Below are 25,081 nucleotides of genomic sequence, written 5' to 3'. Positions count from 1 at the left end.
GCCCTTACCTCACGGTAAGTACCTTGCGCTTCCTTAGCGGTTGGTCGATGTGTACCCCCACAGTGGACTTTCACCACCTAGATAGTTGCCATGCCTGGCACACTTAAAAAAAGACCCAGCAAAATGCCAGGTCTTACTGATAGATATAGACAAATGGTTCTGTTGCATCTGCCTTTTTAACAATTAGTGCTTCTGGTCCATCTACAGACGTTACACTTACAGACACAGAAAGATATTTAGGGAAATGCTCCATCACAAGCCCCGTCACATATTGGGTAAAACCTATGCCTTCGGTTTTTCCATAGAATTGAATTGGAATGGTAATATTCAAGTCCTGCAGCTGGTCACCAACATAAAAAGCTTTGCCAATCACACCGTTATAATTAGGAAAGTATTCTTCTACATCTTGTTTAAAGTTTAGGAAAGCAATTGTATCATCACGATGGTCATTTTCCGCATCTGTAGACGGGAATAAATAATATTTTTCATCCACTTTTTCCCAATTATTTAATTCTGTACTTCCTTGGTCAACGGTAGTATAAGTAAAAAAGTTTCCAGGAACAACCGATGTTTTACTTTGCTGTTCAAATAAAGCAATCGTGATTGGGATATTACCCAAATTTTTCATGGATCGGATACGTTTAACCACTTCCGCTGCCATCTTTTTACCTTGATTCTCCATTTCAGTAAACGGAATCTTTTTCTCAAATGTGTCGCCATCAGCTTTTATTTTATAGTAGTAAATTGAATTTAATGCCAAACCGATCGTAATACCTGCAAGAGACACATTCCCCTTATCGTCTTTGGTCAGGTAGTCATGTTCCAAGATATGAGCAAGATAGATCGGGCTTGAAGGGGCACTGCCCGTTGGACTTGTATTGACCGGGTTAAGACCAATATTTTCATCAGCTTTCATTTTATTTTCCTTAAGCTGGGCAGCCGTATACTGACGGTTTAGCCACTGTTTAATGGTCTTTGCTTTAAGCTGCTGGCCTTCTTGAAAGTAATATTTATCTGTATCAAAACTGTTTTGGGCAATTCTCATTAAGCCCATTTCAAACTCATTTAAGTCATATCGGGTATTAATATTATTAACGACCAAACCACGTGCTTCTCCCGGTTCAAAAGGGAGAATGGTCCGGTAATAATTATTCGAGATATTATATTTGGGAATTATCGCCTTCCCTTTTGCCTTCTCCTTTGTTTGAACTGTTTCATTTTGCTTTTGAAAGTTAGGTGCACAAGCACTTAGCAAAAAGACCAGGGAGAGAGCGAGCAATGAGATTTTCCTCACGTCGATCCACCTCTTATTTATTTAATTCTTCTAAAAGCCTCTCCTCGTCCCACACTTCGATACCAAGCTCTTGTGCTTTTGTTAACTTAGAACCTGCATCTTCACCAGCGATGACGAGATGTGTCTTTTTACTAACACTTCCGGCGACATTACCGCCAAGGGCTTCAATTTTTTCTTTTGCTTCATTCCGTGATAATTGCTCCATTTTTCCTGTAAGGACAACTGTTTTTCCGGCAAAGATACTATCAGATTCTTCAGGAGATACCGGCCTTGCTCCTTTGTATTCCATATTTACACCAGCTGCCGCTAATTCATTAATCAGCTCACCAGCTTCTTCCTGCTCAAAAAACGTGACGATAGAATCAGCCATTTTAGCGCCAATTTCATTGATGCTGACTAACTCCTCTTTTGTAGCCTGAGCTAATTTTTCCATGGTTACAAATTGTTGGGCAAGTGTTTTTGCCGCTTTTGCTCCAACAAGACGGATGCCCAGGCCAAATAATAGTTTTTCAAGAGAATTACCTTTAGAAGTTTCAATCGCTTTTAATAGGTTTGAAACAGACTTCTCACCCATTCTCTCAAGAGCAAGGAGCTGCTCACGCGTTAGTTTATAAATATCTGCCACATCGCTGATTAACTTTTCAGCAAAAAGCTGACTGATTACCTTTTCCCCAAGCCCTTCAATGTTCATGGCATCACGGGAAACAAAATGGATCAGTCCTTCACGAATCTGTGCTGGACATTTAGGATTGATACATCTTAGTGCGACTTCCCCTTCAAGACGGACCAAATCACTATCACATTCAGGGCAATGTGTCGGCATAAGGAAATCCACTTCATCCCCTGTTCGTTGGTCAGCTAAAACATTAACCACTTCTGGGATAATATCTCCCGCTTTTTTTACAACCACTTTATCGCCGATTTTTATATCCTTTTCACGGATTAAGTCCTCGTTATGCAAGGAGGCACGCTGTACCGTTGTTCCGGCTACCTTAACAGGTTCAAGAATGGCCGTCGGTGTAATGACTCCGGTTCTGCCTACGCTTAACTCAATCTCTAAAAGGGTGGTCACAACTTCTTCAGCCGGGAACTTATAGGCAATAGCCCAACGTGGACTCTTTGCTGTTGTACCAAGGTCCGCCTGCTGAGTAAGCGAATCTACTTTAATAACAATTCCATCAATTTCATATGGAAGATGCGGCCGCTTATCCACCCAGCTGTTAACAAATTCAATGACATCCTCAATGGCGGCACATCTTCTCCGCTCTTTATTTGTTTTAAAGCCAAGATGATCTAGATAATCCAGTCCCTCACTATGAGCTTCCACACCGATTTCTGCTGGATTTCCTATTCCATATAAAAACACGTCTAGTTTTCTTGAAGCTGCGATTTTGGGGTCAAGCTGCCTTAAAGAACCAGCCGCCGCATTTCTTGGGTTTGCAAACAGCTCTTCACCTCGTTCTTCCCTCAGCTTGTTCAACGCTTCAAATGAACGCTTTGGCATGTATGCCTCACCGCGCACCTCAATAGAAACATCTTCCCGAAGCCTGAGCGGAATAGCATTGATGGTCTTCAGATTGGCCGTGATATCTTCCCCAATCGTACCGTCCCCGCGGGTTGCTCCTTGAACAAATAGTCCGTTTTCATAACGTAATGAAACGGCAAGTCCATCAATTTTTAACTCAGCAACATATGAAATATTATCGCCTGCTGATTGACGGACCCTGCGGTCAAAATCCCTTAAATCTTCTTCATTAAAGGCATTTCCTAAGCTTAACATCGGTGTACGATGCTCCACCTTTTCAAAAACATCAAGCACCGGTCCGCCCACACGAACGGACGGTGAATCAGGTGTTTTTAGTTCCGGGAACTTATCTTCCAGCTCCAACAACTCGTGCATGAGCTTGTCATATTCAGCATCCGGTACAGAAGGTTTGTCCAGCACATAATATTCGTAGCCATATAGATTTAAAAGGCTTCTTAGTTCCTCAATTTTTGTTGCAGCTGTTTGTAAATCCATATATCCAGCCCTTTCATAAAGGTAATCTAACACTGTCCAAGACAGCTATTATGCCTTCTTAATAGGTGCAAATTTAGCTAATAAGCGTTTTATTCCTACTGGACTTGGGAAGGCGATATCAAGCTCTACTCCCTCACCCTGTCCTTTTACACTTACAACCGTTCCAGTACCCCATTTACCATGTTCGGCTTTATCGCCTACCTTCCAGCCGATGTCTTCTCCTCCAGATGCTCCTGCGGAAACAGGACGCATAACAGGCTTTCTTGGTGTAGCCGGTGTTGTAAATGTACTTCTTGTCGAGCCAAAAGAAGTTCCTGATGATCCAAAAGATCTTCCGCTTGAACCAAAAGAACTGCTGGTTCGTTTTTCCGTTTCAACGCCTTCGATTAAATCCTGAGGAATTTCCGAAATAAATCTTGAAGCTGGGTTCATACTGGTCCTACCAAACAAGGTTCTCATTTGCGCATTGGTTATAAAAAGAGTCTGCTCTGCTCTTGTGATACCAACATAAGCTAAACGGCGTTCTTCCTCCATTTCGGCTTCTTCCATTAAAGAACGGCTATGAGGGAATACGCCTTCTTCCATTCCAATTAAGAAGACAACTGGGAATTCCAACCCTTTTGCGGAGTGTAATGTCATTAGGGTAATAGCGTCAGACTTTTCTCCATCTTCATCAAGAGAATCAATGTCTGCCACGAGAGCCAAATCAGTTAAGAAAGCTACAAGGCTTTTATCCTCACTTGAATCCTCAAAGTTTTTCGTTACCGATAAAAGTTCCTCAAGGTTTTCGAGACGGCTTTGAGCCTCAATCGATTTTTCTGCCTTCAGCATTTCCTTGTACCCTGATTTATCCAGAACTTCTTCTACTAATTCTGTGACGGACAAGAATTCCTGCATATTTGTATAATTACGAATTAAATCACGAAACTGGGCTGCCGCTTTCGTAATTTTAGGGCTTAAGCCAAGCAATTCGACTGATTCTAATGCTTGATATAAAGAAATATCATGCATGGCGGCGAAGTTAGCGATTTTATCTAACGAACTCGAACCAATTCCACGTTTAGGAACATTGATAACCCTTGTCAAACTGATATCATCATCCGGGTTAGAAATCAAACGTAAATAAGCAAGCATGTCCTTAATTTCTTTTCTGTCATAGAACTTGATTCCGCCGACAATTGAATAATCGATATTTGATTTTAAAAGCACTTCCTCCATCACACGGGACTGTGCATTGGTCCGATAAAGAATCGCAATGTCGGATTGTTTGTATTGATCACGGGTCAATTCCTTAATCTTCCCAGCAACAAACTGGGCTTCCCCCTGCTCACTGTCTGCTCGGTAATAGACTAGCTTGTTCCCTTCTGGGTTTTCTGTCCATAGGTTTTTCTTTTTACGGTTTAGGTTATTTTCAATTACCTTATTTGCCGCAAGGAGAATCCGTTTGGTCGAGCGGTAATTCTGCTCTAGAAGAATGACGGTTGCGTTCGGATAGTCTTTTTCGAAGGATAGAATATTGGCAATATCGGCACCGCGCCATCTATAAATGGACTGATCGGAGTCACCGACCACACAAAGATTTTGGAAACGGCTCGCTAGCATTTTTACCAGCATGTACTGTGCTCGGTTTGTATCCTGATACTCATCCACATGAATATACTGAAACTTGCGCTGGTAATAGACTAGAACTTCTGGCACGCGCTGAAATAATTGAATGGTCATCATGATTAAGTCGTCAAAGTCAAGGGCCTGATTTTTTCTAAGCCGCTTTTGATACTCTTTATAAACCTCGCTTACCGTTTGTTCAAAATAACCGCCAGCACTCTTCTCATATTCTTCTGGACCGATTAGTTCATTTTTTGCAGAACTGATCGAGCCTAAGATAGCACGTGGATCATATTTTTTTGGATCAAGATTTTTATCTTTAAGGATGGATTTAATGACCGATTGTTGGTCGGTTGTATCAAGAATCGTAAAGTTTCGGTTATAGCCCATCCGGTCGATATCGCGGCGTAAGATCCTTACACACATCGAGTGGAAGGTGGAAATCCATATTTCCTCTGCTGCTCCTCCCATCATTTTACTGATACGTTCCTTCATTTCTCTTGCTGCTTTATTCGTAAAAGTAATTGCTAAAATATTATATGGGTTAACACGTTTTTCCACTATTAAATACGCAATTCGATGCGTTAAAACTCTTGTTTTTCCACTTCCGGCACCAGCCATAAGAAGAAGTGGACCGTCAGTTGCCTTAACAGCACTTTGCTGCTCCGGATTTAGCCCGTTTAGAAGCTTATCTGTTAAAAATTGCACTTATTCCACCACCATTACAAACATTTGTTCTTATTTTAATTCTAACGTTTTTATTATTGAGAAGCAAATTTCTACCGAACAGCTTTTACTGTTTCAAGGGCCTTTTGAAAATCCTCATATATTACGTTCCCAACGACAATTACATCGGCATGCTTGGCCATTTCGGATGCTTGTTCAAAAGAGGAAATCCCTCCTCCGTAGAAAAGGATTGTTTTTTCCAAGACCCTTTTCACTTCTGCTGCTACTGCAGGATCCCCATATTTCCCACTATATTCAAGATAGAAGATTGGGAGCTGAAACATTTTTTCAGCCATCATCGCGTATGCCTTAACATCTTCAGTCGTTAAACAGGCATCAACGTTCGTTAACTTTGCTGCCTTACAATCTTCGTTAAGAATACAGTAGCCTTCCATAAAGAATTCGTTCCAGTCCATAACTTCTCCAAATTCTTTCACTGCCTGGTGATGCAGCCCTGTAATCCACTTAGGATCTCTACTGTTTAAAATGGTCGGGATAAAATAAAGGTCAAATCCAGGTGTGACACTCTCTATACTAGACACTTCCAGAACACATGGAACAGTAAAGCGGCGGATTCTTGCCATTAAATCGAGGACATTTTCAAGTGTCACTCCGTCTGTTCCCCCTACAATCACTGCATCCGTTCCTGATTCGCAGATTCTCTCTAATTGTTCATCGGTTATTTCTTTATTAGGATCGAGTTTAAACACATGGCGCCACTCGCGAATATCATACATCAATGGAATCCTCCCATTCATCTTTCCATTACACCATTATAGCATTAGCCGTTTGTAATAAAAAAAGAAAACAATAAAACAATACATAGAAATCATATCCAACTTTATTGAAAGCCTATGCAAAAAGAAAAACCGAAGATTTTATCTTCGGTTTCTAGTTACTCTTCTTCCGTTTTCTTTTCTGCCTTAATACGCTCAAGGACCATTTCATACGTATCGTTTCCAAAGTTCAAACAGCGCTTTACCCTTGAAATCGTCGCTGTACTTGCTCCTGTTTCCGTTTCAATTTTATGATAAGTGTTTCCTTCGCGCAGCATTCGTGCTACATCTAAACGCTGAGCTAATGATTGGATTTCATTAATCGTGCATAAATCATCAAAAAAGCGATAGCATTCTTCGAGATCTTGTAAGGAAAGAACTGACTTAAATAATTGATCCAGTTCTTTTCCTCGCAATTTGTTGATTTGCATATTTGCAGCTCCTTTAATTTGTATTGAATATTACATTTTTTTGAAGTGATGGTACAACATTTACCCAGGTTTTGCCTTGAACAAAAGGAACCTCTTCCCCGCTTTTAACAGGGACGATTCTGCCATTTCGATTTGCCCACTCTACTTCCATGACCTTCCCCATTTGCATCAAGTAGCCTTTGCCCCCTGATTGAAGGTCAATATCCTTATGTCCAACGGAATCAATAACTTTGTGGGGTGTTTCAATAATAAAAAGATTATCTAACAATATCGGTTCTTTCGTTTCTAAATCTACCGTCTGTTCTCCCTCTGAAAAACGCTTATACTTGCCAAGTGTACTATCATATTGGACTATAGAATCGGAAATTCCGCCTCTTGAGTAAGTAATTTTTACTGTGGAAGCATTGTTGCCTGTAATTGTTTTTCTTTCTTCTTCAGATAAAAACTTAAAACTTGGCGGGCTGCCTTTCATGGAGTAGCCTTTTTGTTTAGCACCTTTTAAAATATTTTCATACGTGATATAAGAGTTATGTGGTGCTTTTCGGGCGCTCGATCGCTTAAAAAGAGTTCCGTCATAGACAATTCCATTTAAGTTATCTACATAATTGTCTTGCAGCATCTTTTTTGCTTTTTCGCTCCAGCCATGAGCAATATAAAGTGCATTAAACCCTTTGGCGATCTGGATATAATAATCGCGCGCACTTCTTACAGGACCGATATTGGCCGGCTTTTCACTTTGAAAAACAGCAAGGAAGCGGGTAATATCCCCTTCAGCTAACACTTCATAAATAATGTCAGCCTTATTTAAACCCGATTGTGGCCTGGCCTTTGGATGGTTATTTATCATAACGGCAACCGCTCGGTCATCAGGTTTTGTGTCAGTGCCAATACCTGTTAATGGATAAAAATAAGGGTCGGCTTTTGCCACGTCTTCTGGTTTATTCTCATGTTTTGTATCTGGCTTTTCTTCCTTAACAGGTCTTTTGACAGTTTCCTTATTATTGCACCCTGTAAGTAGTAAAAAGATAGCTGTCACGGCAACAGCCCATTTTTTCATTTATTGAACACCCCTATTTTATCCATTTTACAAAACACTTTCACGCTTTAACTCTTTAGTTACTTACAGTTTAACGCATTATTGATGGAAAGAATACTGATTTGTTCATAACATCATACATTCCTTGCTGCGTGATGCGAATGTATGGTAAATGTGTAGCAGAGAAAAAGGCTAGGCTGTAAATCGGATCTGAAAATTTATATCCTCGTTCTCTCAATTCTTTTAATAATATTTTCTCTTGTTCTATTAATTTTTCAATAGGAACATCTGACATGATTCCGCTTAGGTTGAGAGGAACTTCACACACCACTTGGGAATCTTCCATCATGACAATTCCGCCGCCCAATTCTTTCATTCTATTAAAGGCGTTTACCATATCAAACCTGTTCTTCCCAATTAATATGATATCTCCAGTATTAGAATAAGAACTGGCCAAAGCTGAGAGATTTGTTGCAAATCCCTTTAGCAAGGTGTTGATTCTCCACTTTCCATAACGGTCAACCAACATAAAATAGCATTCATCTAACTCTTTTGGCAGTTGGTCTGCTGAGGCATCAATTGAGATGGAATATGGTTTTGTAATGACGGAGTTCTCCATCTTAATCCCAAACGGCATGGAAAATTGAAGGTCATCAAGGGATAACTGCCAATCCAGTTCCATTGGCTTCAATCCATATTCATCCCAGCTCATTTCTCCGTACATTCCATCCACTTTGACACCGTTTCGCTTCACCCATTTTCCTTTGGCTAAAACGGAAACTGGTGTCGGATTTTCAATGCTTGATAAGAAGTTAAGGTTTGCAATACGGCCTGTTGCAATAGCTCCATGGAGATGTTCAATATTATAGTAACGGGCAATATTTACTGTAGCCATATTATAGGCATCTATAATTGGTACGCCTTTTTCAATAGCAATCCTAATCATTTGATCGGTAATTCCTTGCTCGTAAAAAGTCGACGAAGAACCATCCGTATTAAACATAAGCCGGTCATATGCCTCAATCCCTAACCGCTTCATATCATCTAAAATCTGGGGCAGGTCAGGACGGATGGATGAGTAGCGTAATGAAACCATGTATCCTTGCACAAGCCTGCTGTAGACCTCTTCCCCAGTCATGGCTTCATGGTCACTATCTGCACCTAACAACATCATTTTTGCTAATGTTTTCTCAGAAGCACCTGGAAAATGACCTTCAATTTGCTTGCGCATCCGTTTTGCCTCTTGAATCCAATGAAGCATCATATCATCGCCATCAAGCAGTTTTGGCCAGCCAGTTAATTCTCCTCCTTGAAGGACGGCATCGTGCTCAAGCCATGCTTTTACATTACTATGTGAAAATATCTCTTCTTCATTCAATAATTCTGTCTGGGAATCAAAACGGCTCCACCAATACATGGTTGATGGGATAGATCTAAGATCCCTTAATAATGAAAACGCTTCCCTTTTTTTCAAGTGTAAAATTAACGCCATATTGTCATTAATTAACGTCGTCGTACCAAATTGGGATGCATAGGCGGCTAATGTCAGGGGATTATATAATTGAAACGGATGTGCATGCGGCTCGATGTATCCTGGCACAATGATTTCATTGGTACAATCAATGATTTCACAGTCTTCGATATAAGAAGGCAAGTTATCACCAACATAAACAATGCGGTCGTCATAAATCCAGATATTCGCTCTCATCCATTGGCGAAAGGTCTGATTTAAATATAAAGCATTTTTTAATAATATCGTTGGGGATGTTTTCCCTTCTAAAACGGATACATGCATGCGTAAGTGTTTATTTTTCCAGCGGTAGCGTTGTTCCAGCATACCATGTCCCTCCCTTAAAAAACTATCTATATAATAATAATAAGTTGATTTACCAATAAAGAAAGCCCTTACAAAATGCTTTAGACCTATCTTAACATATTTTACTTTTTAAAGCAGTAAAGTATTGATAAAAATTGTAAAAAAATTGTGAAGGAGTGAGCACATTGAAAATTACACCTAATATAGGAATATTGAATGCCATGATTCGTATTACTTTTGGGTTAACCATTGTAGCTTGGAGTACCTCAAAGATGGTCAAGCGTCCCTGGAGAGATTCTTATTTATTGGCAGCCTTCTGTGGTGCGATGAAGGTCGCTGAGGGAATTGTCCGCTATTGTCCGGTGACGGCTTTATGCGAACGGTGGTCAGATATGGTTAAAGAGCATCAGAATGCGACGGATACAGCCAATGATATGGAAGGGCTCGCTGTGGATGGGGATTCGATGATGCCTTATAATCCAACTTAATTTTTGGGATAGAGCTCTAGTGAGGTCGGTTGTTGATCTTTGATGGGCTCTTTTTTCTCTTTGGGTTAATAAAAAAAATGACCGCTTGAATTTCTCATACGGTCATTTCCCTCATCTATTAATAATTAACGAACAGATGTCACAATAGCTTTTGCGCCAATATCTTTACGATAGAAAACGCCATCGCAGTTTAACTTCTCTAACTCCTTATACACCTTCGCCTGTGCGTCAGCAAGAGTCTCAGCCTTCCCGCCAACAAGCAGCACCCGGCCTCCTGCAGTCAAGAATTCACCAGATTCATTCTGAACCGTACCGGCATGGAACGTATAAGCAGCCTTCGAAATATCAGCCAAGCCCTTAAGAACAGCACCCTTTTCATAAACCTCAGGATACCCTTTTGCAGCAACAACCACACCGACCATTGCCTGCGAATCCCACTCAAGCTCAGGACATTCACCCTTTAAAAGGTCTAAAATGACTTGAACCAAGTCTGATTTTAATCTTGGTAAAATAACCTGGGTTTCAGGGTCGCCAAATCGAGCATTAAACTCAATGACCTTTGGACCTTCTGCTGTTTTCATCAAGCCAGCGTATAAAATCCCACAGAAACTCCGTCCCTCTTGGACCATTGCGCTAGCCGCCGGGAGCAAGACCGTCTCAACAGCTGTCGCCACGGTGTCCTCACCAATCTGTGGAACCGGAGAGTATGCACCCATTCCACCAGTATTCGGACCTTGGTCTCCATCATAAGCACGTTTATGATCCTGAGCGATCTCTAGCGGAATCACCACTTCCCCATTCACAAACGCCATCAGCGAAAATTCCTCGCCGCTTAAAAACTCTTCAATCACGACACTGGAAGAAGCGTCCCCAAATTTGGCACCAACGAGCATCTCTTCCACACTCGCCAGAGCTTCCTCTAAAGTCATCGCAACCGTAACACCTTTTCCTGCTGCTAGCCCATCTGCCTTAATAACAATTGGGGCTCCTTTTTCAAGGATATAGTTACGAGCCTCTTCAACTGAAGTAAAAACCGCATAATCAGACGTTGGGATCTGATATTTTTCCATTAATTCTTTTGCAAACGACTTGCTGCCCTCAATCTCAGCTGCTGCTTTCCGAGGTCCAAACACAGCCAATCCTGCTGCTTCAAATTTATCAGATAGTCCTTCAAGTAAAGGAACTTCCGGTCCGATGATTGTTAATCCGACACCTTGCTCCTTTGCAAAAGCAATAAGCTCTTCATGCTGTGATTCTTCAATGGCAATTCGTTCTGATACATCTACCATTCCAGCATTTCCTGGAGCGACAAATACCTTTTCAACCAATGTGCTTTCGCTGACCTTTCGGCAGATGGCATGTTCTCGTCCGCCGCGGCCAATGATTAGTACCTTCATCCATTACACCTCATCTTATGTGTGACTGTGTTAAACTTAGAAGTTGATTTCCGCTACAGTCGCTCGCTTTCCGCGGGCGTGCCGGGGAGCCTCCTCGGCGCTTAGCGCCTGTGGGGTCTCCCCTGCCCCGTACTCCCGCAGGAGTCGAGCGCCTTCCGCTCCAATCAACATCCTTACAAAATCAACAATGACTTTAACAAAGTCTAATGTTTAAAGTGTCTAACGCCCGTAAACACCATGGCAATTCCGTATTCGTCTGCTTTTTTAATTGAGTCAGCATCACGAATGGAGCCGCCTGGTTGAATAATCGCCGTAATTCCTGCTTTTGCTGCCGCTTCAACGGTATCATCCATTGGGAAGAAAGCATCAGATGCAAGGGCGGCTCCTTCTGCTTTATCACCAGCTTGCTTTAGAGCGATTTCTGCCGAACCGACACGGTTCATTTGTCCTGCGCCAACGCCAAGTGTCATGTCTTTGCTAGCAACAACAATAGCATTAGATTTTACATGCTTAACCACTTTCCATCCAAGTTTTAGAGCTTCCCATTCTTCTTCCGTTGGTTGTCTCTTTGTTGGAACAGTGATAGCTGCATCTTCTAATGTATATCGGTCCTGCTCTTGAACAAGCAATCCGCCTTCAATCGTTGTCATTTTCAACTCATGCTTCTTCACATCGTTAAACGGAATCGTTAATAGACGCAGATTCTTTTTACCTGTTAAAATCGCTAATGCTTCCTCCGAGTAAGCTGGGGCAATAATAATCTCTAAGAAAATTTCATGAAGCTTGCTTGCAGTCTCAGCATCCACTTCACGGTTAAATGCAATAATTCCGCCAAAAATAGAGACTGGATCTGCCTCAAATGCTTTCGTGAAAGCTTCAAACACATTATTACCAGTTCCGACACCACATGGATTCATATGCTTAACTGCAACTGCAGCAGGTTCAGAGAATTCTTTTACGATTTGCAAAGCAGCGTCGGCATCGTTGATATTGTTGTAAGAAAGTTCTTTTCCATGCAGTTGAACAGCATTGGCAATCGAGAAGGTAGAACCAAGCGGCTTTTTATAAAAAGCAGCCTTTTGATGCGGATTTTCACCATAACGAAGCGTTTGTTTTCGTTCATAAGTAACCGTTAAAGTTTCTGGGTTTTCTTCTTGGGCAAGATTTGTCATGTATTCAGCAATTAACGCATCATATGCAGCTGTATGACGGAAAACCTTCGCCGCAAGCTTTCTTCTTGTTTCAAGTGTAGTAGAGCCTTCTGCTTTTAACTCTTCAATAACAGTCGCATAATCAGCTGGATCCACAACAACCGTTAAATATTGATGGTTTTTGGCTGAAGCGCGAAGCATGGATGGACCGCCGATATCAATATTCTCAATTGCATCTGCTACCGTCACATCTGGCTTTGCGATGGTTTGCTGGAATGGATAAAGGTTCACGCAAACTACTTGAATAGGCTGAATTCCATGCTCTTCTAACTGTTTTAAATGATCTGGATTATCATGTTTAGAAAGTAAGCCGCCGTGGATAAATGGATTTAACGTTTTGACACGTCCTTCTAAAATTTCCGGAAAACCTGTTACATCGCTAACACTAAGCACAGGGATTCCCTGCTCTTGAAGGGCCTTTTTGGTACCGCCTGTCGAGATCAGTTCAAACCCTAGGCTGACTAGTTCTCTCGCAAAGTCAGTAATTCCATTTTTATCAGATACACTAATAAGCGCGCGCTTTTGTGTCATTGATTACATCTCCTTGTGTGAATAGCATTTGAAGTATTTCTGGATATAGTTTGTGTTCGATTTGCTGGATTTTATGTTGAAGACTGTCTCTTGTTTCGTCTTCTTCCAATTTTACACGTTCTTGAACAATAATGGGACCTGTATCCATCCCCTCATCCACATAGTGAATCGTCACTCCACTCCACTTTGCCTTTGCAGCAAGCGCTTGACCGATGGCATCTTTGCCAGGAAAAGCAGGAAGAAGTGATGGATGAATATTTACAATCTTGCCTTGATAGGCACCTAGTAAGGTTGGACCAACCAACCGCATGTATCCGGCTAGAACAATGAACTCCACATCATATCTCTTTAATTCTGATAAGATGGCTTGCTCATATTCTGCTTTACTAGAGTATTCCTTCGCTTTAAATACAAAACTCGGAATTCTTGCAGCGTTGGCTCTATCAATGGCATAAGCATCCGGTTGATCGCATACTAAAAGGGAAATTTCCGCAGTCAGTTCTCCTGACTTCACCACATCGATAATGGCTTGAAAATTACTGCCGTTCCCGGAGGCAAATACAGCTATTTTCTTCATAGCCGTCCACCTTGTCCCTTAATCTCAATACCTTCTTGATCCGTTACCACACCTATTTGATAGGCTTTTTCACCGCATTGTTCGAAATGCTGGAGCACATCAGCTGCCATTTCACGATCTACCGCAATAACCATCCCTATACCCATGTTAAAAATATTATACATCTCCTGATAGTCAATTTGACCATGAGAGGAGATTAATTGGAACACGGGAGGAATTGGCCAGCTTTTTTCATCTAACTTTGCTCCAAGGCCTTCAGGCAACATCCGAGGAATATTTTCGATGAAGCCACCGCCGGTAATGTGAGCCATTCCTTTTAATGGGAACTTTTTCAATGCTGACAGAATCGGTTTAACATATATTTTAGTAGGTTTTAACAACTCTTCACCTAATGTGCAGCCGAGTTCGTCAACGAAATCGAGTAAGGACCAGTTATTAAACACCTTTCGGACTAAAGAATAACCGTTGCTGTGAATACCGCTCGAAGCCAAACCAATCAGCACATCTCCAGCCTGAATGTTTTCCCCTGTAATTAACTGTGATTTTTCACAAGCGCCGACAGTAAAACCAGCAAGGTCGTACTCGTTTTGGCTGTATAATCCTGGCATTTCAGCTGTTTCCCCGCCAATTAGAGCACAACCAGCCTGCTCACAGCCGTCAGCAATCCCTTTTACGATTGCCTCGATTTTCTCCGGCTCCGCTTTACCACAGGCAATATAATCTAAAAAGAACAGTGGCTCTGCCCCTTGAACAACGATATCATTTACACACATTGCCACTGCATCAATACCAATCGTATCATGTTTATCCATCCAAAACGCTATCATCAGCTTCGTGCCGACTCCATCGGTGCCTGACACCAAAACAGGCTCCTTTAATTGCAGTGATGATAGATCAAACATACCGCCAAAACCGCCCAATCCGCCAATGATACCGGCACGAGCTGTTCTTTGGACATGTTTTTTCATTCGTGAAACAGCCTCATAGCCCGCTTCAATATTTACGCCAGCTTCTTTATATGCTTTAGCCAAGAGTCTCCCCACCTTATTTTTGATAATAGTATTGTAATGTATCAGGATAAATCTCTGTTGGATAATTACCGGTGAAGCAACCTAGGCAATAGCCATTTGTCCCTTCCTGGCCGAGTGCTTTCATCATCCCATCAACACTAATGAAGGTTAATGAATCCGCACCAATCGCTTCTCTAATTTGCTCCACATTTTTATCAGAGGCAATTAATTCCTCTTTTGTTGAGGTATCAATTCCATAAAAACAAGGATTTTTAATCGGTGGTGAACTGATTACAACGTGTACTTCTGTTGCTCCTGCTTCCTTCAACAGGTTGACAATTCGTCTGCTCGTCGTGCCGCGTACAATCGAGTCATCGACCATGACAACGCGTTTTCCTTCCACAACGCCGCGGACCGCTGACAGCTTCATCTTTACCCCTTGCTCCCGAAGTGTTTGTGACGGCTGAATAAAAGTTCTGCCAACATATTTATTTTTAATTAAGCCCATTTCGTAAGGAATTCCAGTTGCTTCTGCATAACCGATCGCTGCTGAAATACTAGAATCAGGAACCCCGGTCACGACATCTGCTTCGATTGGTGCTTCTACAGCTAATTGTTTCCCCATATTTTTACGGGCTGTATGAACATTGATTCCTTGAATATTACTATCAGGTCTTGAGAAATAAATATATTCCATCGTACAAATGGCTTTTGTGGTACTGATAGCAAACCGCTCAGATGTTATACCATTTTCATTAATGATTACTAGTTCGCCTGGCATAATATCACGGATATATTCGGCACCGACAACATCAAAGGCACAAGTTTCTGATGCGACAACGTAAGCATCACCAAGGCAGCCAAGGGACAATGGACGTAAACCATGCGGGTCAAGAGCTACCATAAGCTCTGTTTCTGTCATGATTAAATACGCATATGCACCCTTTAGCATAGATAAAGAGTTTTTCACTTGATCCTTTAATTGAGGAAAGCCGCTTCTTCTAATAAGATGAGCCAAAACCTCTGTATCGGAACTTGTTTGGAAAATACTTCCCTGCGCTTCAAGCTGATATTTTAAATAATTTGCATTCACAAGATTGCCATTATGAGCAAGCGCGAGACTCCCCTTTTGTGAATGGAACAATAACGGCTGAACGTTCTCGTAGCCTCCGCCTCCAGCTGTAGCATAACGAACATGACCAATCGCCGCACTGCCTGTTAATTCCTTCATGGCATCTGCTGTAAAGATCTCTGCTACCAGACCTTCACCTTTTACCCCTTTAAGGGTTTTACCATCTGAAACGACGATCCCAGTCCCTTCCTGACCGCGGTGCTGCAGGCTATGAAGTCCGTAATAGGTTAACTGTGCAGCATCCTGGTGTCCAAAGACACCAAAGATCCCGCACTCTTCGTTTAATCCCTTTATTTCAGGCAGCATGGGATAGCTCCTTTCCAAGCAGCTTTCATTTCTGATACGGAAGCTTCAAGTACAGATGCATCATGATTTTTGATTTCCAACTTAGATGTTTCAGTGACAGTACCAATCTGCACTGCTTCTACTAATCTTTCAAATTCAGCCTTATGTTCAGGCTTTACAGTTAATAGGAAACGTGATTGAGTCTCACTGAAAAGGGCCGAAACCGGGTTTCCTGCAATGTTAACTTCTGCTCCAAGCTTTTCATTTGCGAATAGACTTTCTGCTAATGCCACACCTAGGCCACCTTCAGATAGGTCATGAGCAGATTGAACCAATCCTGCACGGATTGCCGCAAGCACTTGATTTTGTCTTTCTTTTTCAACTGTTACATCTAGTTCAGGAGCCTTACCAAATACACGTCCGTTCAGAAGTTTTTGCAGCTCACTGCCGCCAAATTCATCCTTTGTTTCCCCAACTAGATAAATAAGGTCACCGTTTTCTTTAAAGTTCTGTGTGGTGATATGGTCAAGATCTGTTACTAAACCAACCATCCCAACGACTGGTGTTGGATAGATCGCGGTTCCGCTTGTTTCGTTATATAAAGATACGTTTCCGCCAATAACTGGTGTCTCTAACACGCGGCAGGCTTCACTCATACCGTCAGCTGCTTTTTCAATCTGCCAAAATACTTCCGGTTTTTCTGGGTTACCAAAGTTCAAGTTATCCGTAATCGCAAGCGGTTCTGCTCCGGAACATACAATATTACGGGCTGCTTCCGCTACGGCAATTTTTCCGCCCACTTCAGGATCTAAATAAACATAACGCGCATTACAATCGGTAGTCATCGCTAATGCTTTACGTGTACCGCGAATTCTTACTACCGCTGCATCAGATCCTGGAGCAACAACAGTATTTGTACGCACCATGTAATCATACTGCTCATAAACCCATTCTTTACTAGCAACCGTTGGCTGGCTTAAAAGACTAACTAATGTTTCTTTCAAATCGTCCACTTGAGGAGCTTCATTTTCCATCGCTTGGAATTCAGCAAAGTAGCTTGGTTCTTTAGATGGCTTGTGGTAAACCGGTGCATCTTCCGCTAGAGCATCAGCTGGAACATCTGCCACGATTCCTCCTTTATGGAAAAGGCGAACCTGTTTATCGCTAGTAACCCTTCCAATACCTACCGCTTCGAGTCCGTACTTTTCAAAAAGATCAACGATTTCTTGCTCTCTGCCCTTTTTAACTACAATCAGCATACGCTCTTGAGATTCCGACAACATCATTTCATAAGCGGTCATGCCTGTTTCCCGCTGTGGAACTAAGTCCAAATTCATCTCAAGTCCCATTCCAGCTTTACTTGCCATTTCAGCAGATGAACTGATAAGACCCGCAGCACCCATATCTTGAATACCAACAAGGGCATCAGAATGAATCAATTCTAAGCATGCTTCTAACAGAAGCTTCTCCATGAATGGATCGCCAACCTGAACCGCTGGCCGGTCTTCACTTGATTGTTCTGTTAATTCTTCAGAAGCAAAAGTGGCACCATGAATTCCGTCGCGTCCTGTTTTTGCTCCAACATACATAACCGTATTGCCTTCACCATGCGCCTGGCCTTTTTTGATATCCTTATGGTCAATTAACCCTACGCACATTGCGTTTACTAGTGGATTTCCTTCATAGCATGGATCAAATCCAATTTCGCCGCCAACCGTCGGAATACCAATACAGTTACCATAACCAGCAATCCCTGCTACGACCTCTTTGAACAAGTAACGTACACGGTCAGAATCCAGTTCACCAAAACGAAGTGAGTTCAACATGGCGATTGGACGTGCTCCCATTGAGAAGACATCGCGGATAATACCGCCAACACCTGTTGCCGCACCTTGATATGGCTCAATGGCAGATGGGTGGTTATGACTTTCGATTTTAAAAACTACCGCCTGCCCGTCACCGATATCGACAATACCAGCGCCTTCTCCAGGACCTTGAAGAACACGTTCACCTGTAACAGGGAACTTTTTCAAGACAGGCTTTGAGTTTTTGTAGCTGCAATGTTCAGACCACATTACCGAAAAAAGACCTGTTTCAGTATAGTTAGGTGTGCGCCCAAGAATATTTTCAATCAGTGCAAATTCTTCGTCGGTCAAACCCATTTGCTGATATACTTTTTCTGCTTTAATCTGAGTAGGATTTGGTTCAAGCGTTGACAACATGTGCTTCCCTCCAAGCTTTTACAATCGATTGAAACATTTTTAAACCATCGGCGCCGCCCAATAATTCATCAACCGCTCTTTCCGGATGCGGCATCATACCTAGGACATTGCCTTTTTCATTGGTGATACCTGCGATATCTGCAAGACTTCCGTTCGGATTTTGATTATAGGTAAAAACGATTTGGTTATTTGCTTTTAATTTCGCTAGTGTTTCTTCATCACAATAATAGTTTCCTTCTCCATGTGCGACAGGGATCACGATACTTTCCCCTTCGCCATACGAGTTTGTAAACATCGTCTGATTGTTTTCTACCTTTAATTCTACTGGTTTACAAATGAACGATAGACTCTCGTTTCGTCTCATCCCCCCTGGAAGCAGACCTGCCTCAAGAAGAATCTGAAATCCATTACAAACGCCAAGGACTGGTTTCCCAGCTTCCGCTGCTTTTACTACCTCTTTCATTACTCGGCTAAAACGGGCAATCGCTCCAGTGCGAAGGTAGTCACCAAAAGAGAAACCTCCTGGCAGCAAAATTGCGTCAAACTCGTCTAGATTATCGGCATCGTGCCAAATATATTCAACTTCTTCACCAAGTTCATCCTTAACGGCATGAAACATATCAACGTCACAATTCGATCCAGGAAAAACGATTACCGCAAATTTCACTGTGTCACACACTCCTCTACCTCGTAACGGTAATCTTCAATAACCGGATTCGCTAATAGGTTGGTACAAATTTCATTAACGACTTCATTAATGTCACGATCTGATTTTTCAATCGTTAACTCCATGAATTTCCCGATGCGGACATCTGTTACTTGCTTATAGTTTAAAGAATGTAAGGAATGAGTTACGGCTTTTCCTTGTGGATCTAATACACTCTCTCTTAATGTTACATACACCTTTACTTTATACATGCTGATGTCCTCCCAATTTCGCTAAAATAGTTTCATAGGCTTCTGTTAAACTTCCTAAATCCCGGCGGAATACATCCTTATCGAGCTTTTCATTGGTTTCTTTATCCCACAGTCTGCAGGTATCTGGAGAAATCTCATCGGCAAGTAAAATTTGCCCGTCATGGTCTTTGCCAAACTCGAGCTTAAAGTCGATTAAGCGAATCCCGAGCTCATTGAAAAAGCTTGATAAAATTGTATTAATTTGAAGTGCGTTATTCTTTAGGATTTCAAGTTCCTTAACGGTTGCTGCTTTTAATTCAAGAATGTGATCAACTGTTACTAGCGGGTCGCCCAAGGCATCGTCTTTAAGATAAAATTCAACGATTGGAGTTGACAGTTCTTTGCCTTCTTCGATTCCTAAACGATTGGAAAGTGTTCCTGCTGCGACATTACGGACAACGACTTCAAGAGGAATAATCGTTACTTTCTTCACCAGCTGTTCAGTTTCTGAAATTCTCTTGATAAAGTGTGAGTCAATGCCTTGTTCTTTTAGTTTTAAAAATAACAAACTAGTAATCTCGTTATTTAAACGGCCTTTTCCACTAATAGTTGCTTTCTTTTGACCATTAAAAGCAGTTGCAGAATCTTTATATTGAACCCGTACAATTTGTTCATCGTCCGTTGTGAAAATTCGTTTCGCCTTGCCTTCGTAAAGCATCTCGCTCATTCTTCCGCACCCCTATTCTTAATATTGGGAATCTTCCGTATATAGGAAGGGCTCACTTGCACCCTCCCTATCAAATTTTCCTTATTCGTTCAAACCTAAGCGGTCAAAAATCGTATCCACATGCTGGAGATGGTAGTTATAGTCAAAGCAATCCGCAATCTCTTCTGCTGAAAGCAATGCGGTAATCTTATTTTCTGCTTCAATTAAGCTGCGGAAAGGTACTTGCTTTTCCCATGCTTCCATCGCTTTCGGCTGTACCGTATCATAAGCTTCTTCACGTGATAAGCCCTTATCGATTAAAGCCAATAGGACACGTTGAGAATAGATTAATCCTAAAGTACGATCCATGTTACGCTTCATATTTTCTGGGAATACAGTCAAGTTTTTCACAATGTTACCAAAGCGGTTAAGCATATAGTTCAATGCAATCGTCGCATCCGGAAGGATAATCCGCTCGGCAGATGAATGTGAAATATCACGCTCATGCCATAGCGGCACATTTTCATAAGCAGTCATCATATAACCACGAATCACACGTGCCAATCCTGTCATGTTCTCAGAACCAATTGGATTCCGTTTATGCGGCATGGCGGATGAACCTTTTTGACCCTTTGCAAAGAACTCCTCTACCTCACGAGTCTCACTCTTTTGCAGACCGCGGACCTCGACGGCAAACTTTTCGATTGAAGTCGCAATCAACGCAAGCGTAGACATATAGTGTGCGTGACGGTCACGCTGTAAGGTTTGTGTTGAGATTGGCGCTGGGCTGGTTCCTAATTTTTCACAAACATATTGCTCTACAAACGGGTTGATGTTTGCATAGGTTCCGACTGCACCGGAAATCTTTCCAAACTCCACGCCTGCTGCTGCCTGTTTAAAACGCTCAAGGTTACGCTTCATTTCCTCATACCATAAAGCCATTTTTAAACCAAAAGTAGTCGGTTCTGCGTGAACTCCATGTGTCCGGCCCATCATGACGGTTAACTTGTGCTCGATCGCTTTGTTTTTCAAAATTTCAATAAAGTTCTCGATGTCTTTTAGTAAGATTGCATTCGCTTGTTTTAAAAGATAAGATAGTGCGGTATCCACCACGTCTGTTGAAGTTAGTCCGTAATGTACCCACTTACGTTCTTCCCCTAATGTTTCAGATACTGCACGAGTAAAAGCAACGACATCGTGTCTTGTTTCCTCTTCAATTTCTTTAATTCTGTCGATATTGAAAGAAGCATTTTCACGGAGCTTCTTTACGTCTTCTTTCGGGATTTCTCCTAGCTCTGCCCATGCTTCACAAGCAAGGATCTCCACTTCCAGCCAAGCATTAAAGCGGTTTTCCTCCGTCCAAATAGCTCCCATTTCTGGTCTTGTGTAACGATCAATCATTCAATTATCCCCCGATCTTTTCTTTAGCAGTTTCCCAGATGCTGCTTTTATCAATTTCTTTTAGAGCAATTTCCACGTTTTCACGTAAAATGGTCACATGACCCATTTTCCTTTTAACCTTAGCTTCCTTCTTACCGTATAGATGGATCTTCCAATTATCCAAAGTCGGAATTTCTTCTAATAGGTTTTCAAGATGCTCCCCTAATAGGTTGACCATAACAGCCGGTTTTAACAACTCGGTGCGTCCTAAAGGCCAATTACAGATCGCGCGGACATGCTGCTCGAACTGTGACGTCTCACATGCCTCAATGGTATAATGCCCTGAATTATGCGGACGTGGCGCCAGCTCATTAATAAAGATTGTACCATTATTGTTCACAAACATCTCGACTGCAAGCGTTCCAACTAACTGCAGTGAATCAGCAATTTTCTTTGCCTTTTGAATGGCATCTGCCTTGGTAGTTTCTGAAATTCGTGCAGGCACAATCGTTTTATGCAAAATGTTTTCTTTGTGAATGTTTTCAGCCACCGGGAAAATGGCGGTTTCCCCGTCAAGGCTTCGTGTTACAATCACCGAAATTTCTTTTTCAAATGGAATCCATTTCTCTAACACACAGTCACCGTGTTCCAACAAGGGCTGAGCAACTTCTAAATCCTGCTCTTTTCTAATGACCAGCTGGCCCTTCCCATCATAGCCGCCTCTTGAAGTCTTTAATACTGCCGGATAACCAATTTCATCTATTTTTAAAAATAAATCTTGCCTACTGCTAATAACTGCGTAGGGTGCCACCTCCACTCCGGCTTGTTGGATAGCAGCTTTCTCCTTAATCCGATCCTGCGTGATCGTGAGCAGCTTTGGACCCTGCGGTACATATGCTTGTTCACAAATCCAGCTTAATGTATCAGCATCTATATTTTCAAACTCATAAGTAATTACATCACTAACCTCAGCCAATCGGCTGATGGCCTCTCGGTCGTCGTAGGCACCGATTACTTCCACGTCAGCAACCTGTCCACACGGTGAATCCGGCGTTGGTTCTAAAACCGCTATCCGAAAACCTTGTGCTTTTGCTGCTAAAGCCATCATCCTTCCAAGCTGTCCGCCGCCAATGATTCCAATGGTATCTCCTGGTAAAATTGTCTGCTTATCCAAGTTGATCACTACTTTCCAGTACCTCTTGTTTAGTGGCTTCTCTTCTTGCTTCTAATCTTCCAGCAAGTTCTTGGTCTTCTGTTGCGATAATTTGTGCGGCTAACAATCCTGCATTGACTGCACCTGCTTTACCAATAGCTACCGTGGCAACCGGAACTCCCCCAGGCATTTGAACAATCGATAGCAAGGAATCTAAGCCCTTTAATGCCTGAGTTTGAACAGGCACCCCAATGACTGGCAAGGTGGTCTTGGCTGCGACCATCCCAGGAAGATGGGCTGCACCGCCGGCTCCGGCGATAATAACCTTTAGTCCTCTGTTTCTTGCTTCTTCTGCATATGTGAACATTAAATCTGGTGTACGATGAGCGGAAACTACCTTTTTCTCATAAGCGACCTCTAACTGGTCTAGCACTTCACATGTATATTTCATTGTTTCCCAATCCGATTTACTCCCCATGATGACACCAACTAGTGTGGTCATCTTAGTTCCCCCTTTTAAAGACAAATAAAATGCCCGGACAAATAGCTTCCTCAAAAGAAGAGAAAGCCATTTGTCCGGGCATGGAAAAATACAGAAAGGGACAAGCCCTTATTTCCGAACAATATTGACTTTCCCTCATAGTCCAATAATTTACGGTTATTGGGTAGAAACTTATGGGCCATATTCCCATGGATATACGAGGGTAAAAACTGTTGTTTGATTCGACACCTTTATCTTACCAACCATCACCTTAGTATGTCAATAAATATGTCGAACATTATTTTTAAATATTACTTTAATGTTCGTGTTTTACTCAATTAACTTTGCTTCAAAGACGATTTGACGCCCTACTGGCTCGTAAATCATTTCTCCGTCCTTTTTCACCTCTTGAAAGATTGGTTTTTCCATGCGCCGAATGGGAGCATACCCCTGCTCTTTTATCCTATTCAGGCAATCCTCAATACTTTCATTTTCCTGTACCTCAAACTGCAGTTTCTTTTTGCTCATTACCAATACCTCTTTCTAATCCTGTTTATTCTGTACACACTAAATAGCAAAGGAGGGTTTTCTTTGATAAAAAATTTACTACTTTCCATACTCTTTGTTATTATTATCCCAACCTGCCACACAGCTTACGCTCAAAATACATCTAAAGAGCTAAAAGCCGCCTTTATCCGCCATCATAATTTATGGACTAAAACTGGAGATAAAGAGCAGCAAGTTACCTTTGAGGGACGGATAAGCTATCCTAAATGGTCTCATGATGGTAACTGGATTGCCTATTTAAAAAGAACGAAAAAAGACGGTACCTTTGAACTTTGGTTATATAATTCTAAAATGAATAATCATTTTCAGGTTAGATCCAATGTGGAAAATAACTTCCAATGGTCTCCGAGAGATAATCGAATAAGTTTTATAATTAATAAAAGATTATACGTGCTTACTCTCGATCCCGCAATTCCCTTTTTAATTTCAGAAATAGCGGAAAATATTGAAAACTTCTCTTGGCTTCCAGATGGTCACAGTCTGCTAGTTTCCCGAAAGGAAAGTAAACAGCTTCAATCCAATCTCATCCTATCACAGATTACCTTTCGAACAAACAAACCGATAGTCAGGCAATTCTATACAGTTCCAGTTAATGAAGGTGAATACTATGTCAGTACTAGTCCATTTAAATGGTCATACGATCAAAAATGGCTAAGCTTTTTATTACTTCCGACTGCTTCTTTATCAGCTGACAGTAATACCTTATGTTTGTTATCTAGAAATGGACAAGTTTTTCAAAGAACTGCTGATATGTTAAATGAGGTTGAATGGTTTCAATGGGCCCCTTCAAAAAATACGCTTGGTTATGTTAAGGGAATTGGAAGGGAGGCCAATCTAAATAAACAGGTGGAGGTTGTTAATTTTCCTTCACTAAACAAAGAGTTAGTTACCCCTAACGGATATGTAGATAGGGATCTTTCATGGAAAAATAACGAGGTTATTTATGTTTCTCGCGCAAAGGAAGACACGAAGGCCGATTTAATTAATAGGCCATTGCCTTGTATTTATCAAATTAACATGACTTCTGGCCAGCAAAAACAGGTAACATTCCCTGCCGAACAAGAAAGTGACTTTGCTCCGCGTTTTATAGATGATACGCTTCTTTGGATCAGAACAAATAAATATTCAGCCTCTATATTTTTGTTAGAGAATCAAACTGATGTTAAGTGGATTAAAATTATTAATGTGGCAAGTAATTATTATGATCGATGGAATTGGGATGAGGTGTTTAGTTTATACAGAGGGCGTTAGTAAATGGAAGATCTCTGTAGTTACTGAAGAATACAAAAAAAGACAATCACTTAAGATTGTCTCTTTTTGTGCCTGGCAACGTCCTACTC

General features: G+C 41.6%; 22 protein-coding genes and 1 riboswitch. Of the genes, 2 read left to right on the top strand and 20 right to left on the bottom strand.

Features of this window, described 5'->3' with window-relative positions; all coding sequences use genetic code 11:
- Positions 1-133: 133 nt before the first annotated feature.
- From CVD27_RS00820 to CVD27_RS00790, 7 genes are all read right to left on the bottom strand, one after another.
- Positions 134-1,294 carry a CamS family sex pheromone protein gene (locus CVD27_RS00820; RefSeq protein ID WP_101646007.1) on the bottom strand — a complete coding sequence of 387 codons (1,161 nt, stop codon included), beginning with the start codon at positions 1,292-1,294 and terminating at the stop codon, positions 134-136.
- 13 nt (positions 1,295-1,307) lie between these two features.
- Positions 1,308-3,314: an NAD-dependent DNA ligase LigA gene (gene ligA / locus CVD27_RS00815; RefSeq protein ID WP_101646006.1), complete on the bottom strand. Its 2,007-nt coding sequence runs from the start codon at positions 3,312-3,314 to the stop codon at positions 1,308-1,310.
- Positions 3,315-3,362: 48 nt separating this feature from the next.
- Positions 3,363-5,627 carry a DNA helicase PcrA gene (gene pcrA, locus CVD27_RS00810; RefSeq protein ID WP_101646005.1) on the bottom strand — a complete coding sequence of 755 codons (2,265 nt, stop codon included), beginning with the start codon at positions 5,625-5,627 and terminating at the stop codon, positions 3,363-3,365.
- Positions 5,628-5,698: 71 nt separating this feature from the next.
- Positions 5,699-6,382, bottom strand: coding sequence for a heptaprenylglyceryl phosphate synthase (locus CVD27_RS00805; protein ID WP_101646004.1), 684 nt, complete (start codon positions 6,380-6,382; stop codon positions 5,699-5,701).
- Between the two features lie 158 nt (positions 6,383-6,540).
- Complete coding sequence (locus tag CVD27_RS00800) at positions 6,541-6,852, bottom strand: YerC/YecD family TrpR-related protein (protein WP_101646003.1); 312 nt, start codon at positions 6,850-6,852, stop codon at positions 6,541-6,543.
- Positions 6,853-6,865: 13 nt separating this feature from the next.
- Positions 6,866-7,909 carry a DUF3048 domain-containing protein gene (locus tag CVD27_RS00795; RefSeq protein WP_101646002.1) on the bottom strand — a complete coding sequence of 348 codons (1,044 nt, stop codon included), beginning with the start codon at positions 7,907-7,909 and terminating at the stop codon, positions 6,866-6,868.
- A gap of 70 nt (positions 7,910-7,979) precedes the next feature.
- Positions 7,980-9,725, bottom strand: coding sequence for an adenine deaminase C-terminal domain-containing protein (locus CVD27_RS00790; protein ID WP_101646001.1), 1,746 nt, complete (start codon positions 9,723-9,725; stop codon positions 7,980-7,982).
- A 164-nt stretch (positions 9,726-9,889) separates the two neighbouring features.
- Between CVD27_RS00790 and CVD27_RS00785 the strand changes: the two genes are divergently transcribed.
- Complete coding sequence (locus CVD27_RS00785) at positions 9,890-10,192, top strand: YgaP family membrane protein (protein WP_101646000.1); 303 nt, start codon at positions 9,890-9,892, stop codon at positions 10,190-10,192.
- Positions 10,193-10,317: 125 nt separating this feature from the next.
- Here CVD27_RS00785 and purD read toward each other — a convergent pair whose 3' ends face one another.
- The 13 genes from purD to CVD27_RS27705 all read right to left on the bottom strand — a co-directional run bounded on the left by purD (position 10,318) and on the right by CVD27_RS27705 (position 23,702).
- Positions 10,318-11,589 carry a phosphoribosylamine--glycine ligase gene (purD, locus tag CVD27_RS00780; RefSeq protein WP_101645999.1) on the bottom strand — a complete coding sequence of 424 codons (1,272 nt, stop codon included), beginning with the start codon at positions 11,587-11,589 and terminating at the stop codon, positions 10,318-10,320.
- A gap of 203 nt (positions 11,590-11,792) precedes the next feature.
- Positions 11,793-13,331: a bifunctional phosphoribosylaminoimidazolecarboxamide formyltransferase/IMP cyclohydrolase gene (gene purH / locus CVD27_RS00775; protein WP_101645998.1), complete on the bottom strand. Its 1,539-nt coding sequence runs from the start codon at positions 13,329-13,331 to the stop codon at positions 11,793-11,795.
- Entirely contained in the window at positions 13,306-13,908 is a 603-nt protein-coding gene (gene purN, locus CVD27_RS00770) for a phosphoribosylglycinamide formyltransferase (protein WP_101645997.1), read from the bottom strand. The genes purH and purN overlap by 26 nt, the downstream gene beginning before the upstream one ends.
- Positions 13,905-14,939 (bottom strand): phosphoribosylformylglycinamidine cyclo-ligase, encoded by a 1,035-nt coding sequence (gene purM / locus CVD27_RS00765; protein ID WP_101645996.1) that lies wholly within the window; start codon positions 14,937-14,939, stop codon positions 13,905-13,907. Before purM ends, purN begins: the two co-directional genes overlap by 4 nt.
- 13 nt (positions 14,940-14,952) lie before the next feature.
- Complete coding sequence (gene purF / locus CVD27_RS00760) at positions 14,953-16,356, bottom strand: amidophosphoribosyltransferase (protein ID WP_101645995.1); 1,404 nt, start codon at positions 16,354-16,356, stop codon at positions 14,953-14,955.
- A complete protein-coding gene (gene purL, locus CVD27_RS00755) occupies positions 16,341-18,557 on the bottom strand; it encodes a phosphoribosylformylglycinamidine synthase subunit PurL (protein ID WP_101645994.1) in 2,217 nt (738 codons plus the stop codon). The genes purF and purL overlap by 16 nt, the downstream gene beginning before the upstream one ends.
- Positions 18,541-19,224 carry a phosphoribosylformylglycinamidine synthase subunit PurQ gene (gene purQ, locus CVD27_RS00750; protein WP_101645993.1) on the bottom strand — a complete coding sequence of 228 codons (684 nt, stop codon included), beginning with the start codon at positions 19,222-19,224 and terminating at the stop codon, positions 18,541-18,543. The genes purL and purQ overlap by 17 nt, the downstream gene beginning before the upstream one ends.
- Complete coding sequence (gene purS / locus CVD27_RS00745; RefSeq protein WP_098530804.1) at positions 19,221-19,475, bottom strand: phosphoribosylformylglycinamidine synthase subunit PurS; 255 nt, start codon at positions 19,473-19,475, stop codon at positions 19,221-19,223. Before purS ends, purQ begins: the two co-directional genes overlap by 4 nt.
- Positions 19,468-20,181, bottom strand: coding sequence for a phosphoribosylaminoimidazolesuccinocarboxamide synthase (purC, locus tag CVD27_RS00740; RefSeq protein WP_101645992.1), 714 nt, complete (start codon positions 20,179-20,181; stop codon positions 19,468-19,470). The genes purS and purC overlap by 8 nt, the downstream gene beginning before the upstream one ends.
- An 81-nt stretch (positions 20,182-20,262) precedes the next feature.
- Positions 20,263-21,561, bottom strand: coding sequence for an adenylosuccinate lyase (purB, locus tag CVD27_RS00735; RefSeq protein ID WP_101645991.1), 1,299 nt, complete (start codon positions 21,559-21,561; stop codon positions 20,263-20,265).
- Positions 21,562-21,565: 4 nt separating this feature from the next.
- Positions 21,566-22,714, bottom strand: coding sequence for a 5-(carboxyamino)imidazole ribonucleotide synthase (purK, locus tag CVD27_RS00730; protein ID WP_101646008.1), 1,149 nt, complete (start codon positions 22,712-22,714; stop codon positions 21,566-21,568).
- Positions 22,707-23,195 carry a 5-(carboxyamino)imidazole ribonucleotide mutase gene (purE, locus tag CVD27_RS00725; protein ID WP_101645990.1) on the bottom strand — a complete coding sequence of 163 codons (489 nt, stop codon included), beginning with the start codon at positions 23,193-23,195 and terminating at the stop codon, positions 22,707-22,709. Before purE ends, purK begins: the two co-directional genes overlap by 8 nt.
- A 118-nt stretch (positions 23,196-23,313) precedes the next feature.
- Positions 23,314-23,415, bottom strand: a riboswitch (purine riboswitch).
- An 89-nt stretch (positions 23,416-23,504) separates the two neighbouring features.
- Positions 23,505-23,702 (bottom strand): NETI motif-containing protein, encoded by a 198-nt coding sequence (locus CVD27_RS27705; protein WP_142384058.1) that lies wholly within the window; start codon positions 23,700-23,702, stop codon positions 23,505-23,507.
- Positions 23,703-23,765: 63 nt separating this feature from the next.
- Between CVD27_RS27705 and CVD27_RS00720 the strand changes: the two genes are divergently transcribed.
- Positions 23,766-24,992: a PD40 domain-containing protein gene (locus CVD27_RS00720; protein ID WP_180960108.1), complete on the top strand. Its 1,227-nt coding sequence runs from the start codon at positions 23,766-23,768 to the stop codon at positions 24,990-24,992.
- Positions 24,993-25,081: the final 89 nt, after the last annotated feature.

The sequence above is a fragment of the Neobacillus cucumis genome (assembly GCF_002860255.1).
Lineage (GTDB): Bacteria > Bacillota > Bacilli > Bacillales > Cytobacillaceae > Neobacillus > Neobacillus cucumis_A.
This window is presented reverse-complemented; position numbering and strand designations above follow the sequence as displayed.